This is a genomic window from Leucobacter komagatae, from assembly GCF_000834055.1.
GTDB classification, from domain to species: Bacteria; Actinomycetota; Actinomycetes; order Actinomycetales; family Microbacteriaceae; genus Leucobacter; species Leucobacter komagatae_A.
Map to the genome: position 1 here is coordinate 1 of NZ_JXSQ01000003.1, position 15561 is coordinate 15561.

Sequence of the window (15561 nt, forward strand, 5' to 3'; positions counted from 1 at the left end):
CCAGCGGATCGCAGAGCGCCGCTGATGCTCTGCTCTTCAATCGACATGTGAAAAGTGTCAGGTAGCAGGCCGCTATTGGGATGATTAACCAACTCGAGCACGCGGAGGTTGTCGCTCACGGAATTGAGATAACGGCTCTCATACCTGTTCAGTGGTTCAAGCAGGACAGCTGCCGCCGAACCGCTCGCTCGGGCTAGGAGTTCGAGGTAGAAACTCACGAAGTCAGTTTCCTCGGCCGCTGGCATCTGCCTGTAGGGAGTGAAAAGCGGCATTGGATCCTGGGGCCCGTACTCGTATTCGATTTCGGTCACCATGCCTAGCTCAGCGCACACGTCAACAGCCTCGCGGTACATGTCGCGACAGGCATCACGGAGTCGCAGGTCCTCAGACATTGCGTTCCCGTAAATATCGTCGGTGAGGACGAACTCGACAGGACGAACCCCAGTGCGCGATTCCAGCTCGAGGAGTTCGCCGTGGACCGCTGGGGTCCACTCGTCTTTTGGCTGGAACACCGCGAGGGTGTCGTAACCCCAGGCGCGGACCAATTCGGCTTTTTCCGTAAGTGACCTGCCTGGAATCATGGGGGATGAACAGCAGAGTTTCATTGTTGTCTCCTGGTGAGTGTTGAAGGTTATTACGATCCTGCGCCGTGTAGTTTCTGGACAGCGGATCTGAACGAGGCGTACCTCGTGTCACGGAGGTGGTCGGGGAGTGGCCGATAGGTGCGCTCAGTTGGCCGGTGCAGACTTGAGGTGTCGACGATGGAATCGATGATTCCTGCGGCGGCGAGCGCCAGAACGGCAGCGCCGCGGCACGCTGCCTCGGGCTCGTCCGGGACACGAAACTCAACACCGCCGACATCAGCTTTGAGTTGATTCCAGAAGGAGGAGGCCGTGCCACCGCCCGTCGACACGATGCCTGTGATATTCCGGCCGTGGTTGGCGAAGTCGTCCACGTTGCTGCGCAGCAGATGAGCCACACCCTCCATGACGGCGAATCCAAGGTCAACGCGATCGTGTCGAAGCTCAAGCCCCAGGAAAGCTCCTTGAGCAGACTCGTTGTAGTCTGGCGGGCTCATGCCCGCGAGATATGGGAGAAACAACGGGGCCCCTGTGTGATCTCGCTCGGCCAGCTCGCGACCCAGGTCGTCGTAGCTCATTCCTGGAGAAATGTTATCCATGAACCAGCTGAGGCTCACGCCACCGCCATCAGCACAGGTGAAAAGAACGGTCTCTCCGCTTCGAAGCCCCGGATGAAACGATGCGCGGTGAGCGCTGTCAAAGACCCAATCAGTATCAAGGGCGGAGAAGGAAAGCACTGTGCCTGCGGAAACACTCAGGGTTCCCTCGCGGTAAGAGTCGGTGCCGACCATCGCGCAGAAGTGGTCCAGTGCGCCGACGTTAACCGTGTAGGAGCGCGCGCGGGGGAGAAGATCAACGACTGACTGCTGCAGTCCTCCAATATCGCTCCCGGCGGGCACAATCCTGGGGAGCATGCCTTGCGTGATTCCGCAGAACGCCACCATCTCGTCCCAGTAGCAACGTCGCTGGACGTCGAACAGATAGCTGAACCCGCGGGTGGACTCTTCTCCAACAGCGAGGCCGGTCAGACGCAGCAGCACATAGTCCTTGACCATAAGCACCTGGTTCGAGTGGGCCAGCACCGTAGGCATGTGCATTGCCAGCCACCGCAGCTTCGATGCGGGCCAGGTCGCAACGGATTCTGGCTCTCCGGTCACCGCGAAAGCCACCTCCTGATCGAACCGTTCTGAGATTTCGCGTGCCTCAAGGGTCGAACGTCCGTCCATCCAAGACAGACCAGGCATCACGGGAAGCCCGAACCTATCGACAACGACGAGAGACTCTGCTTGTCCTGTCACCACGATTCGCGCATGCTCGAGCTCGGTCGCCCGCGCTTCGCTAGCGCATTCACGTATCAGCTCCAGCGTGAGCTCGAAGAGCGCCTCTGGGTCGAACTCGACACGCTCACGGTCGCGCCGGTAATGCATTGGAGCCCGCGTAGTAGCGAGGGGAACCAATGACTCGTTGTAGAGGACGACCTTGATGTTCGTCGTGCCCAGGTCAACCGCGTAGATCAGCACGATCAGCGACCGAGGAGCGTCACGAAGACGGTGCGGCTGCGCTCTCGAACTGAGTCAAGATCACCAAAGTAGATACGCCCGAATTCACCCAGCACAGGTGCGCCCCCATCGACAGGAACGGTTTCTGAGCGCCCGAGAACCGAGGAGATAATGTGCCCATCGGTATTGAGACCCCAGGAAGGGTGCTCATCTCTCAGCTCAGCAGCATTCCGAATATGAACCGGGCCTGGGTGCAAGTACTGGCCCTCATGTCGAGCTGGCGGGGCGACCTTGGCGAACACGTTCATCGTGTCCTGCAGCAGCAACTGCGTCCCGTAATAGGTGACGTCCTCTGACTCCTCCTGGATGATCACGCAGCAGCTCGTGTGCTGGGAGTAGGCCACGGCAATGCCGTCAGCCAAGCCTGACTCAGTGATGAGTTCTGTAACGCGATCGGTGATGTCGAAGAACTCTTGGCGAGCGGGGGTCTGGATAGTGAACGAGCGGTTCTGAACGATCATGCTGTGGTTCCTTCGAATGCGGCGAAGACAGGAAAGAGGAGTCTTGGAGGGGGGCGATGCGACGGGAAAATTATCACTCCGCAGATACCGCCCCTCCGGTCATTCCAGAGACAATGTGCTTCTGAACCAGGAAGGCGATGATGATCACCGGAAGGATCGTGATCGTGCCAACTGCCGCAACCTGACCCCATGATGTCCCCATTGGCGTAATGAGGCTCGGTATAGCTACGGGAAGCGTCTGGGTGTGCCGGCCTGTGAGAACGAGTGCGAACAGAAACTCATTCCAAGAGTTGATCAAGCAGAAGATCCCGGTAGCCGCGAGTCCGGGTTTTACGATGGGGAGGACGATCGTGAAAAAGGTTCGCCACTCGCCGCACCCGTCGAGTCTCGCGGCTTCATCGAGTGAGGGTGGGACGGACAAAAAGAACCCGCGCATCATCCAGACGGTGAAAGGGAGCGCAAAGGTGAGGTGCGCTGCGATCAGTGCGAAGTATGTGTCGCGCAGCCCGAGATTTGAGGCGAGCACGAACAGAGGAACCGCGAGCACCATCGCTGGGAGCAGTCTTGCCGCAAGGAGTGCCATCATCAAGGATTCGCCCTTGCGAACACGGCTGAGGCTATACGCTGCCGGCACGCCGACAACAAGTGCAACGACCGTAGAAACGATACCTACAGTCGCTGAATTCAGGAGGTTTCCAGCGAACCCCTTCGTGACGAAAGCGTCGATGTAGTTGCTCAATGTGGGGGTGAAAAACACGCTTGGAGTGGCTGAGAATATGTCTACACGGTTCTTGAAAGAGGTGAGGATTAGCCAAATGATTGGGGAGAGGTATACCCCGATCAGCCCAACCGCGAGCGTTGCGGTCAGCCCCGTAACAAGGAGGCGCCGCGAAGGGCTATTGACGACGCGTGTCGTGGTGGCAGGGACGACGTTAAGCAGCCTTTGTGTGTCGGTAACCGTCGATGAACTCATGCGTCAGCTCCCTTTCGGTTCAAATAGCGAAACAGCACCCAAGCCAGCACGGTCACGACGAGGAAGGTAGCGATCCCGAGCGCAGCGCCATAGCTCATATCGAAAGCGGTAAAACTCACGCGGTACTGGAACATATCGTTGACGGTCGTCGCAGCCCCAGGGCCCCCACCAGTGAGGATGTAAACCTGATCAAACTGTCGAATTGCCTCAGTCGCCCGGAACAGGATCGCGACCCCGATAACGGGGCGAATCATGGGGAGCATCACGTGTCGGTAGATCTGGAAAGTGTTGCAGCCGTCGAGTTCGGCAGCTTGGATCTGAGCCTGCGGTGCCGCAGAAAGACCCGCGAGCACCATCAGTGCAATGAAGGGCGTCCATTCCCACACGTCAAGTGCAATGAGCGCTGTGAAAGCGCCAGCTGAGCTATCCAGCACGCCTGCTTCGCCCACAAGCCCGAGGGACTGGAGCGCCGAGGTCATATAGCCAAACTGAGGGTTGAGCCCGAAGCTAAACATGAGACCGACCACGAGAGGCGTTGCAATCATGGGAAGCAGTAGAAATGACGTCACAAGGCGGCGAGTGCGCATGAGGCGAGAGAGCCACACCCCAACCGCGGTGCCCAGTATGGTCTCGATGCCGACAGCGAGCACGACGTAGACAATCGTGACAAGGATTGCTCGCCCAAACTGTGAGTCTTGGAGCATGCGCACGTAGTTCGCGAGGCCGATCCATTGGCCGTTGGCAGTCGGGTCGACTGGGCTGTAACTCTGAAAGCTGAGCGCGAGGCTGTACCCGAGAGGGAACACGAGAACAAGGGCAAGGACGATGAGGCTAGGAGCCTGCATAAAGAATCTCGCCCAGCGCTGCCTGGACACCGCTCCCAGCCGGCGCTTCTGCGCCGGCTGGGAGCGGTGCGTGAGTGATGCTGTCATCAGAACGCCTTGAGCGGCAGCTTGTCGCCGAGGACAGCGGTGATGTCCTTTTGGGCGTTCTGCAGCGCGGCCTCAGAGGTAGCCTCTCCGATCAGCGAGTTGGAAACCTGGAGGGCAAGCTGTTCGAGCATCTGCGGCCACTCAGCGTTTCGTGGACGGGCGAGCGCGTTCTCGAGGCTGTTCAGCTGCTGAGGCCAGGAAGGCAGCGTGGCGAGGAGATCCGCATCTTCAAATGCAGATCGCGTTGCAGGCACACCGCCCTTCTCTCCGATTGCCTTTTGTACAGGGGCCGATAGAGCCCAGGCCGTGAACAGGTAGGCGGCGTCCGGAGTCTTTGAGTCCTTGCTGATCGAATAGGTCCACGCCCCGTGGAGCGCGTGTGGGGCGTCCCCCTCAGAGAAGACAGGAATGTCGCCGTAGCCCATCTTGCCGACCACTGCTGACTGGTCAGGGTTCTCCATAGCGCCTGCGGTATCGCCCCAAGAGATGGCTTGGACAGCGATGCCCTGCTGGAGCTGTGCGGTCACTTCGTCCCACGTGGCCGAGGTGTAGCCTGGGGGAGCGAATTTCCCGAGGGAGCCCATGTACTCCAAGCTCTTTACAGAATCGGGAGAATCAACAACGAGGTTGCCTTCGGCGTTGACAACACCACCGCCGAATGAGTTTGCGTAGTTCATCCATTCGAACACAGCGGCCTCGTGCCGTTTGCCGGCTAGCGTAACCCCGTAGAGGGGCTGTTCGAGCGTTTCACCGGCAAGCTGCTCGCCGGCGCTTCTGGTGAAGAACTCAGCAATGTCCGAGTACTGTTGCCAGGTCGTTGCCGGTGCAAGTTCGTAGCCGTAGGCTTCCTGGAACGCCGCCTTTTCCGAGGGATCGTCGAGTATGTCGGCGCGGTAGAGCATCATCGTAACGGCGCTATTCGAGGGCATCCCGTAGGTGACGCCGTCCCAGAGAGCTGCTGTATCCCAGAGGCCGGGGAGGATGTCGTCCTGGTTAAAGTCCGGGCTGACGCGCTCGGAGTTTTCTTCCATGAGCGGAGCGAAGTCCAACAGGTAGTCGCTCCCGGCATATGCGCCCAGGTAGTCATAAGGTATTGACACGACGTCAAAATCGCCCTGTGCGGTCGAGAAGTCAAGAGTGACGGTCTGTACGAGCTGCGCGAACGGTGCTGTCTCGATGTTCACGGAGATACCGGTCATCTTGGTGAATTCAGGCGCGAGCTCAGCGAGTATTTCGGAATTGAGTGTCGCTTCAGCGAGCACATTGATCTCGGATCCGGCGAATTCTTGAGACCAGCCGTTTGCATCGGCCGGATCGACAGCGCTTCCTGTACCAGCTCCGCACCCCGTGAGCAGCAGGGCGGATGTCGCTGCTCCCGCGATGACGGTGCCGAGTCGGCCTCTACGGATCGTGGGCGTTCGAGTGGAGTGGTACATCTTTGTCCTTCCGGTCAGGAGATCGGCGAGCTCGGGATCGTGACTGTGATCCTATTTCAGGTAAATGTAATTGTTTAACACCATTTGCGCAAGCATCATGTTCTTGAATGTGAACCCATAACATTTGAGAAGCTCGTTGTGATAGGTTCTCGTCACGGGACTTGCCCTGGGGCGGTCCGCAAATTTCACCGATGACGGGAGCTGAGATGAGTCAAGGGCCCCAGCGCCGCCGCTCTGCAATTGAGCTGCTAATGCGAGACCGAGCCGAGGTGGACATCGCTAGCCTTGCCACCCATTTCGAGGTGTCTGAGATGACGATCCGTCGAGACTTAGAGGCTCTGGAAGCCGACGGTGTACTGCGTCGGCTTGTTGGGGGGCGAGCGGTCATTGTTGATCCGAAAAACCGTGAACCTGCACTCTCAGCTAGGGCTGACTCCGAACATGACACGAAGGCACACATCGGCCGCGCTGCAGCGGAACTCATCGCTGATGATGAGGTCGTGTTCTTTGACGGGGGCAGTACAGCTCTTGCGGTAGCTCGTGCTCTGAGCGGCAGTGGTAAAGCACTCACCGTAGTGACCCGCAGTCTTGCCGTCGCTGCTGAGCTGACAGGCGAGCCCCACATCGAGATATTTCTGCTTGGGGGTCGGCTCAAACACTCCGAGATGGCGACGACAAGCTCAACGATGTCTGACGAACTGCAGCACTACAACGTTGACACTTATGTCATGGGAATTAGCGGGGTCCACCCAGCGAAGGGGCTTACAGACTACGATCCTGGCGAGAGTGCAGGCAAGCGTCTCGCGATTGAGCGAGCCGACCGAGTAATACTTGCCGTAGACCACTCGAAACTCGGCCGCGTGCTTATGTCTCGAGTCGCCGGGGTTGATGACATCGACGTGATCGTTACCGACGTTGACCCCAAAAACCTATTCATCGCTTCGATGCCCCAGACAGTGAGCATCGTGCTCGCTGACCCGGTGCGCGTGGCGACTCGGGACGAACCTGATGAGTAACCTGCAGAACGGATACACGATGGACAAGCTCGAGGCACCATTTTTCGAGATCGGGCCAAAGAATCTCCTCCGTTTGCCGGAGATCATCGAGCTTGCTCAGGCAGCACAAGTTGCTGCGAAGCGCAATCGCGTTGCGGTAATTCTCACGGTACCGGCCCCGCTCATCGCCCAAGTGCGGGCAGCCGTGCCGGGGGTTCATGTGTTTGCGCAGACGATGGACGCTGAGGAACCAGGGACAAGTGTCGGTCGCACGATTGCTGAATCTTTGAAGGACGCAGGTGCCTCTGGCGTGATGCTGAATCATGACAGCTGTCCACTGGACACTGAGTCTCTGGAGCGAGCGATCGCCCGCGCTCACGCGAACGGGTTGATGACGATGGTGTGTGCGGGGAATCGGGAGCAGGTACTTAGCCTCGCTCGCTTGCGCCCCACGGTCATTCTGTTCGAGCCTCCGGAACTCATCGGGCACTCTGGAGGTGAAGCCCGTCCGTGGATCCAGGACATTGACGCACGGATGTCTGAGCTAGCACCGGAGGTGCTTATGATGCACGCAGGAGGGGTGGGAGCCCCCGACGATGCTCGGCAGATCATGACAGACGGCGCATCAGGTACGGGCGCCACTTCCGGCGTGTTGCGTGCCGCTTCGCCGGTTGCGGCCGTAGCTGAATTCGTACGCGCAACTCGTGCAGGGTTTGATGATTATCAGGCCGCTATGGTCGTATCGGGCTCCGTGCCTATGGCGGCCACGTCGGAGCGCTAGCTTCTTCTTTCACCGCCCGCCCTCGGCTGTGCTCGATCGTGGCGTTCTGGAGACGTCGTATCCGCCGCGTCTGCCGCAGCATCCGCGCGTCGGTGCGCAGCGCGCAGCCCGAAACCGAACGCGAGCGCGACGAAGAACATGAGCACCCCGTAGACGGCGGCCGGGAGCGAGAGCTCCATGTTGCCGAGCACGGTCTGCGCGATCACGATCGCGAGGGTGGCGTTGTGGATCCCAATCTCGAACGAGCTCGCGATCGCCTGCTTTCGCTCGACCTTGAACAGCCGGGGAACGAAGAAGCCGACGCTCAGGCTGAGCAGGCAGAACAGCACCGTGATGAGCGACAGCTGCCCAAGGTTCTCGAGCAGCATGTCGAGGTTGGAGACAATCGCGCCAGCAATGACGACGATGAGGATCACGATCGACGCGATGCGCACGGGCTTGTCCATGCGGTCGGCGAACTGGGGGCGCCAGCTTCGCACGAGCATCCCGATTGCCACGGGCGCGAGCACGATGACAAACACCTCGATGGTCTTCCCGAGCTGCAGACCGAGCGTCGCGTCTCCCGGCAAGAAGTAGGCGATGGCGAGGTTGGTGATGAGCGGGAGCGTCACCACAGCGATTACTGAGTTGATCGCGGTGAGGGAGATGTTGAGCGCGACGTCGCCCCGGAAGAGATGGCTGTAGAGGTTCGCTGTGCTGCCTCCCGGCGACGCGGCGAGCATCATCATGCCAACGGCGAGCACCGGCGACAGGTTGAACGCAAGCACGAGGCCCAAGCAGATCGCGGGGAGGAGGAGAAGCTGGCAGACGAGTGCGATGAACACCGCCTTCGGATGCTTCGCGACGCGAGTGAAGTCCCCGATCGTGAGGCTCAGGCCGAGGCCGAGCATGATGATCCCGAGAGCTACGGGCAATCCAATGGTGGTCAACGCTGATCCCATAGCGACAGTATGGCGGAATCAGTGTTGAATGTCTCGTCTTTTCTGTGGCGCAGTGTGGGGGAGCCGCTCCAAAGCTCCTCCCACACCGCAGGTGCGTCACCCTCAGCTCACCGCGAGTGTTCCGACAATTCCAGGGCGGGCCAATCGCGAAGATCCCGCAGCAACTGCCGGTCGTGGGTCGACACAACGGCGGCGGCCTCCGTAGCGCCGAGTGCGTCGGTTAGCTCGTCGACGAGGGCGATCGAGAGGTGGTTGGTCGGCTCGTCGAGGAGGAGTACGTGCGGTCGTGCGGCGAGCACGAGCGCAAGATCGAGCCGGCGTTGTTGCCCGGTGGAAAGATCGCCTACACGCTTCCCAGCGTCGCGGGCCTGCAGCAGCCCGAGCTGAGTGAGGCCGACGGCCTCACGTGCGGCGAGAGCTCCCGAGGAGACGAGCGCGTCCACATGCTCCGTAAAGAGATCGACAGCTCGCCTGTCTGCGGGTAACGCCGACTCCTGCCTGAGGAATCCGAGACGTGCCCAAGCGGCTGACGCGACCGCGCCGGTATCCGGCTGCAGTGCTCCCGCAGCGACAGCGAGCAGGGTCGACTTTCCTGCGCCGTTCTCACCCCGCACGAGGAGCCGCCCCGCGCGACGAAGCACGAACGACGCGGGCTGAGCGAGCCTGCCGCGGACGGTCACACCGGAGACTGAGAGGAGATCTGCACCGCCGCGCACGGTGAGCTCAGGGAACCGGAACGCTTGGGGCGGCGGCGGTATCGTGACTGCCTGCTCCGCGAGCGCTTCCTGCCTGCGGTGCACGCTCTGCACGAGCCCGCCTGCCCTGGTGGCCCTGCCGTGTTTGCTTGTGCCCTTCTCCGGCCGCCAACCCGATACGAGCCGGTTCTGCGCGCTACTCAGACTGGCCTGCAGTCGTTCCCGCTCAGCCTGCTGTCGCTCGTACCCTTGCTCCCACCGCTCGCGCTCAGCGTGCCGTCCAGCCCGGTAGCCTGCGAAGCCGCCGCCGTAGACGCGTGGCCTGTCGTCTGGGGTTGGGTCGAGATCCACAAACGTGTCTGCGACGTCGGCGAGCAGCGTGCGATCGTGGCTCACCAGTACGACCCCGCCCGCCCGCGAACGCAACTGCGCGGTGAGGAAATCGAGGCCACCCCTGTCGAGGTGGTTGGTTGGTTCGTCGAGGAGTAGGAAGTCGTCGTCGGCTCCGAGTAGGCACGCGAGCCGCACCCGGTATCGCTGCCCGACCGAGAGCTCAGCGAGGGCGACGGCCGGATCCGTCTCGGCATCGAGGGCCTCGAGGGCGACGGTCACTCGGCGCTCCGCGTCCCAGGCGTCGAGTGCCTCGGCGACCTCGAGCGCCCGCGCGTATGCTTCTGCGCTCGCGGCGCTCGGGCTGCCTGGGGCGGTTGCGCCGCTCGGACCGTTGGCGGGCCCGTCGCCCGCTGCGAGGCCAGCGGCCGCGGCGTCGAGCGCGCCAAGGGCTGCGACCGCGGGTGCGATCGCCTCGGCGACGGCATCGCCGACAGTTCGTCCGGGCGCTGCGCTCATCTCCTGCTCGGCGACCCCGAGCGTGCCGATGCGGTGCACGGATCCGGTATCCGCCTGCAGCCTGCCGGCGAGCGCGTGCAGCAGCGTCGTTTTGCCGCGCCCGTTCTCGCCGACGATAGCGACGCGCGAGCGCGGAGTGACGGTGAGATCGACGCCGGTGAGGACGCGCGTCGGGCCGCGCAGCACCGACAGATCTGACGCGGTGAGTTGGGCGCGATGGCGCGCCGGAATAGGGGTGGTCTTGCTGGGCATGTTGTTCCTTCACGGTGAAGCGCACGGCCAGCCAAACGGCGGGCGGGGTGCGCAAATAACGGCGACCCATCAGGGTCAGAGCGAGTGTTCACCGCGCGCTCGGAAGAGCTCGACGAGGGCGGTGGCGCTCGCGGCCGTTACATGAAGTACAAATGCATGGGGGTAGTTTACCGCACGGCTGATCGCCGCGGGGAGGTGGTGTGCGGTGAGCGGTGGCCGGTGAGCTTTGGCTCAGGATCCTGCCACCGCTCAGCCGGTCACCGCAGCGCGTCGATGAGCGCTGCGCGCCGCTGCGGGACCGTCTCCGAGCGCTCGGCGAGCACGCGGGTGGTTCTCGCCTGCCCGAACGCCGGCCAGCCGGGGTCGCCGCTGCGAATGAACGCCACCCACGCGGCGTGCATCTCGCGGCCGAGCTCAGCTGGGGCGGCCGTGCCGTTGAGGCGGAGCGCATCCGCATCTTCGAGGAGGTCGAAGGCGAACGCGATGTCGATGGCATGCGCAGCCCGCAGGTCGCGGACGGGGCTCTCCCACGCGAACTCGTAGACGAACGTCGGCGCGGTACGAGCCTGGGCGAGCCGCGTCGCTGGGGCGCGCAGCAGCCGGTCGGTGACGATCTGTCCAAGCTGCTCGCCGGGTGACGCTTCCGGGAATGCGTCGCGGGCGGCCCGTGCCGCGCGACCGGGCACGCGCATCGCGAGCCGGGCGAGGAACGCCTTCGCGCGGCCGATCCCCGCGACGGCATCCGGGGTCAGCCACAGCCGGTACTCGTCTGTGTTCGTGCCGATGAGTACGGGAATGTCGACATCGATGAGTGCCTGAGCTGGCGAGCTTGGGAGCGATTGCGGATCCACCGCGAGCGTGTAGCCAGGGGCCCCACCGAGCGGCGATCCGCCCGCGGCGATCTCTGAGCGGGCGCGGAGCAGTTCCTCGGGTGACGTGTCGGCGAAGGCCGCACGCGTCGCTGCGATGCCGAGCTTCTTGGCGATTGCGTCGGAGACGCGGCGGGCCTTTGCTGGCTCGACAGCGTCCAGCGGACCCGACTGGATGATCGCGCCCGCGACAAGCGCGCGCGACGCCGGGTGTGTGAGCAGGGCAGCGACGAGCGCGCCGCCAGCCGATTCGCCCATGATGGTGATGCGTCGCGGGTCCCCACCGAACGCGGCGACCTCCCGGCTCACCCACTCGAGTGCGAGCTGTGCGTCGAGGAGGCCGAGGTTGGCCGGTGCGCCGTCAACGAGGCTGAAGCCCTCGGCGCCGAGCCGGTAGTTCGCCGAGACGAACACTATCCCGTCGCGAGCGAACGTGCTCCCGTCGTAGCCCGACTGGGCGGCGGCCCCGCGCTCGAGTGCGCCACCGTGGAGCCAGAGCACCACTGGCGCGTTCGCCGCATCGGCGGGAGCCCACACGTTCACCGTGAGGATGTTCGTGCCCGCGATCGCAGGCACCTTGATGAGTTCGCCGAGCGCGCCGCCGTAAGGCGACTGCGGCGCTGTCGGGCCGAACGCTGCCGCGTCGAGCGCGCCGTCCCATGGTGCCGCTGGCTGCGGTGCCGTGAAGCGGAGCTCCCCGAACGGGGGCTGCGCGTACGGAATCCCGAGGTATCGGTCGATTTCGCCGAGCCTGGCTCCCGCGATCGTACCCGTGCTGATCGTCGCCGAAGCTTCGGCTGCGGCTTTGTTGGCGCCCAGTGGCGCGTTGGCATCTCCCATGAGGCCTCCTGTGTCGGGTTAAGCGTATTGCCTGCTGCGGTGAAACGTCCACGCCAACACCAGACACGAACCAAAACCCGCTCCGCACCGTGCGCCTCGGCGCCGCCGCGCCAGTCGAACAACTCGCAGCGACCCCTGTGTCACTGACGGTAGGCGGCAGCTACCCCTCCCGCGCAGGCAGCGCAGCACGCTCAGCCGACCGGGCGGCGTGGATCGTCGCCCTGCCCGATGGCAGAAGCACCGAGACCGTCACGACCCCAACGAGCAGCGCGCCAGAGACGATGAGCAGGGTCTGAATGCTGAACACGTCGGCAAGTGGCCCGAACACCATCACGCCAAACGGGGTCGAGAGCGTCATCGCAATCGTGACATAGCTGAATACGCGGCCAAGCATTTCGGGGGCAACGGTCTGCTGCAGGATCGTGATGAACGGTGCGGAGAACGCGGGAATCGCGAGGCCAGCAAGGAAGGTGAAGAGGTAGTAGACCCACAGTTCGGGGCTGAGCCCGAGAGCGACCGTGAACACCCCAATCGCGTAGGCGGAGGCGAGGAGCAACCTGATTCGGCTGCGCTTCGCGAGGAGCGTGGCGACGAGCACGCCCCCGAGCATCGTGCCGAGGCTGACGAACACCTGCGCCGCCGCGAGCATCCACGGCTCCGTGCCAAACACCTCAGCAATGAGGAGCGGGGAGAGCACCGCCGCCGGAGCCTGCGCGAGGATAAACAGCAGCGCAAGCACGCTGATCAACCAGCGGATCATGGGGGCGCGCACAATGTAACGGATCCCCGCAGCGAGGTCCGCCCGAAACGTCGACTCGGTAGCAACCGCGCCGCGCGCCCCTGGGACGGTCACCAAGATGAGTAGGCCGATCCCGACGCACGCCGTCGCAACGTCAAGGTAAAACGTTGGAATGATTCCGAACGACGTGTAGATGACGGCGCCAACGGCCGGCGACAGGAGTGCCATAGCCGACGATGCGGTCTGGAAAATTCCGTTCACCCGCATGAGCTGATCCGCAGGCACAATCTCCGGAATGAGCGCCTGCACCGTTGGCGCCTGCACGCCAGCGCCGACGGACCGAATCGCCACTGCCAGGTAGATGACCCACAGGCTGTCGATACCGGCTGTCATGAGTAACGCGAGGGCGAGTGTAGCGACGGCGATCGTCGCGTCAGCCGCGATGATGAGCCGCTTCCGGTTCAGCCGATCGGCGAGCACGCCGCCGAAGATCGACATCACGCCCTGCGGGCCGAAGGCGAACAGCACGTAGAGGCCAAGCGCGAGCCCCGAGCGGGTCTCGAGCGTGATGAACCACATCACCGCGAACTGCACGACCGTCGACCCGAAGAGCGACACCGATTGGCCTGCGAGGAAGAGGGTGGCGTTCTTCGCCCACCCCACCGGTGGGGAAGGGGCGGCGTCTGTTGCGGGAAATGACATGCGTTGTGTCCTTCCGAACGGGGAGGGTGACGGCGGTGTCGATCGATGTGGGTTACATGATACATGTTGCGAACCCATTGAGTGTTGCGTTAGGAAATAAGCTAAGTATGTTGGTAAAGTCTCAAAGCGATGGACACCCTCAGACCGGCGGATCTCGCCCGGGATCACGGGCTCTCAACCCAAGCGGTGCGCAACTACGAGCGCGACGGCTGCCTGCCGCCTGCCGAACGCACAGCGAGCGGGTACCGGATATACACCGGGCTACACGCGCTCGCGCTCAGAGCATTCCTCGCGCTCGTCGCGGGATTCGGGCACGCGGAGGCGAGCCGCATCATGCGCGCAGTGCACCGGGGCGACATCGACCAAGCGCTCGACGCCGTCGCAGCCGGGTACGAGCGCCTGCGGGGCGACCGGACAACGCTGCTCGACGTGCGAGCGGCGGTGGATCACATTGCGCTCGCCGCAGCAGTCGGGGGCGAAAAGCTGCCGGGCGCTGAGCTGGGAGCGGCTCCGGCAACGGGCAGGCTGCTTTCGATCGGGGAGGTCGCACGCATGTTGGGGGTGAGCCCCGCGACGCTGCGCACGTGGGAACGCGTCGGGATCCTGCGACCGAAGCGCGACCCGGCCACCCGGTATCGCGTCTTTGGCGCGGCCGATCAGCGCGACGCCCGGCTTGCGTCCCTGCTCAGGCGTGGGGGATACCCGCTTGCGCAGATCCGCGCAGCCGTCACCCAGATTCGTGACGCCGGGGGCACACACGAGCTGCTGCGCACCATGCTCGACTGGCACGAGCGACTCAACGAGACGGGGCTGCTGATGCTGCGAGCCTCAGGAGCGCTCGCCGCCTACCTCCACGCCGTGCGGCGGGGGGAATGATCCACGCGTAGGCGCGTGCCGCTGCGCGTGGAACCTGCGCTGCCGGGTCTCCCGGGTGGGCTCGGGGTTCTTGGAGCTAAATACGAAAGAGTCGGGGGAGCGCCGCTGCCGAGGCCAGCCAACGCAGCAGCGCACCAGCGAAGAGAGGCGGTATCGCAATGGAGCGAATAAATGAGGCAACACGACTGGATGCACTGCTCGAACCGTTTGCGGGGAAGACCTGGGAATCCCCGCTCGGCCCGGTGAACTACTCGCTCCTCGGCGAGGCGCGAAACGGGACGGTACTGCTCATCCCCGGCCTCGGAATGCAGCGGACCGAATGGTCACCAGAGCTCATCGCAGGGCTGCATACCGCAGGCTACGCGACGCTCATCGCCGACAACCGCGACTGCGGCCTGACGGAACTCACGGGAACCTACGACCCGCCCGCTCCGGGAAGTGGCGGGCTCCCGGAGTACACGCTCCGCGACCTCGCAACCGACCTGCGGGAGCTCGTGACGCACGCAGTCGCTCGGCCCGTGCACGTTGTTGGCATGTCCATGGGGGGAATGGTTGCCCAGCATCTCGCCCTGCTCGCCCCCGAACTCGTGCGCTCGCTCACCTCGCTCATGTCGACGACGGGCAACCGCGCGGTCGGCCGGCCGCGTGAGGAAAGCAAGTGGGTGTTCCTCACCCCAGCGCCACTCGACAGTCTCGCCACGTACGTTGATTACGCGGTGCGGTACCACGGCGCGCTGACGGCAGAGCAGTTCGCCGATGTGGATCGCGCACGGCAGCTGGCGGTGATCGCGTGGGAGCGGGGTGTTCGGCCTGAGGGCACGGCGAGGCAACTCGCCGCGATCCAAGCCGACGGCGACCGGACCGAACGGCTCGCAGCCCTGCGCGTGCCCACGCTCGTGCTGCACGGCGACGCAGACCCACTCATTGGGATGTCGGGCGGCACGGCGACAGCCGCGGCGATCCCCGGCGCCACGATGCACAGCATTGCCGGGATGGGCCACTCGGTCCCGTGGCAGCGCGCGGGCGAGGTGAAGGATCAGCTGGTGGCCCACTTCGCTGCGGCCGCCGGGTAGCGAGCGG

General features: G+C 63.5%; 14 protein-coding genes. 4 read left to right on the forward strand and 10 right to left on the reverse strand.

The window, feature by feature from the left end; genetic code table 11:
- The 6 genes from SD72_RS02995 to SD72_RS03020 all read right to left on the reverse strand — a co-directional run.
- A partial coding sequence (locus tag SD72_RS02995) for a TIM barrel protein (RefSeq protein ID WP_157000432.1) occupies window positions 1–545 on the reverse strand: 545 nt, incomplete at its 3' end.
- A gap of 89 nt (window positions 546–634) precedes the next feature.
- On the reverse strand, window positions 635–2101 hold the full coding sequence (locus tag SD72_RS03000; RefSeq protein ID WP_042542972.1) for an FGGY-family carbohydrate kinase: 1467 nt from the start codon (window positions 2099–2101) through the stop codon (window positions 635–637).
- A gap of 2 nt (window positions 2102–2103) precedes the next feature.
- Window positions 2104–2601 (reverse strand): YjbQ family protein, encoded by a 498-nt coding sequence (locus SD72_RS03005; RefSeq protein ID WP_042542973.1) that lies wholly within the window; start codon window positions 2599–2601, stop codon window positions 2104–2106.
- Between the two features lie 73 nt (window positions 2602–2674).
- Complete coding sequence (locus SD72_RS03010) at window positions 2675–3574, reverse strand: carbohydrate ABC transporter permease (RefSeq protein ID WP_084766725.1); 900 nt, start codon at window positions 3572–3574, stop codon at window positions 2675–2677.
- Window positions 3571–4506 (reverse strand): carbohydrate ABC transporter permease, encoded by a 936-nt coding sequence (locus SD72_RS03015; RefSeq protein ID WP_042542974.1) that lies wholly within the window; start codon window positions 4504–4506, stop codon window positions 3571–3573. The genes SD72_RS03010 and SD72_RS03015 overlap by 4 nt, the downstream gene beginning before the upstream one ends.
- Window positions 4506–5942: an extracellular solute-binding protein gene (locus SD72_RS03020; RefSeq protein ID WP_052492423.1), complete on the reverse strand. Its 1437-nt coding sequence runs from the start codon at window positions 5940–5942 to the stop codon at window positions 4506–4508. Before SD72_RS03020 ends, SD72_RS03015 begins: the two co-directional genes overlap by 1 nt.
- A gap of 206 nt (window positions 5943–6148) precedes the next feature.
- On the opposite strand from SD72_RS03020, the gene SD72_RS03025 reads away from it, so the two are divergent.
- Both SD72_RS03025 and SD72_RS03030 read left to right on the forward strand, forming a co-directional pair.
- Window positions 6149–6958, forward strand: coding sequence for a DeoR/GlpR family DNA-binding transcription regulator (locus SD72_RS03025; protein ID WP_052492424.1), 810 nt, complete (start codon window positions 6149–6151; stop codon window positions 6956–6958).
- Window positions 6951–7718, forward strand: a complete 768-nt coding sequence (locus tag SD72_RS03030) for a triose-phosphate isomerase (protein ID WP_042542976.1) — start codon at window positions 6951–6953, stop codon at window positions 7716–7718. The genes SD72_RS03025 and SD72_RS03030 overlap by 8 nt, the downstream gene beginning before the upstream one ends.
- Here the strand turns inward: SD72_RS03030 and SD72_RS03035 are convergent.
- The 4 genes from SD72_RS03035 to SD72_RS03050 form a co-directional block, all read right to left on the reverse strand.
- The gene (locus SD72_RS03035; protein WP_084766726.1) at window positions 7715–8659 is read right to left on the reverse strand and encodes a bile acid:sodium symporter family protein; all 945 of its coding nucleotides are present in this window, start codon (window positions 8657–8659) and stop codon (window positions 7715–7717) included. The two genes, SD72_RS03030 and SD72_RS03035, sit on opposite strands and share 4 nt — an antisense overlap.
- A gap of 107 nt (window positions 8660–8766) precedes the next feature.
- The gene (locus tag SD72_RS03040) at window positions 8767–10455 is read right to left on the reverse strand and encodes an ATP-binding cassette domain-containing protein (protein ID WP_042542977.1); all 1689 of its coding nucleotides are present in this window, start codon (window positions 10453–10455) and stop codon (window positions 8767–8769) included.
- A gap of 257 nt (window positions 10456–10712) precedes the next feature.
- Entirely contained in the window at window positions 10713–12164 is a 1452-nt protein-coding gene (locus tag SD72_RS03045; protein ID WP_042542978.1) for a carboxylesterase/lipase family protein, read from the reverse strand.
- 160 nt (window positions 12165–12324) lie between these two features.
- Complete coding sequence (locus SD72_RS03050) at window positions 12325–13605, reverse strand: MFS transporter (RefSeq protein WP_042542979.1); 1281 nt, start codon at window positions 13603–13605, stop codon at window positions 12325–12327.
- Window positions 13606–13734: 129 nt separating this feature from the next.
- Here SD72_RS03050 and SD72_RS03055 point away from each other — a divergent pair, with 129 nt between their 5' ends.
- On the forward strand, window positions 13735–14481 hold the full coding sequence (locus SD72_RS03055) for a MerR family DNA-binding transcriptional regulator (protein WP_042542980.1): 747 nt from the start codon (window positions 13735–13737) through the stop codon (window positions 14479–14481).
- Between the two features lie 158 nt (window positions 14482–14639).
- Window positions 14640–15554, forward strand: a complete 915-nt coding sequence (locus tag SD72_RS03060; protein WP_052492425.1) for an alpha/beta fold hydrolase — start codon at window positions 14640–14642, stop codon at window positions 15552–15554.
- Window positions 15555–15561 lie beyond the last annotated feature (7 nt).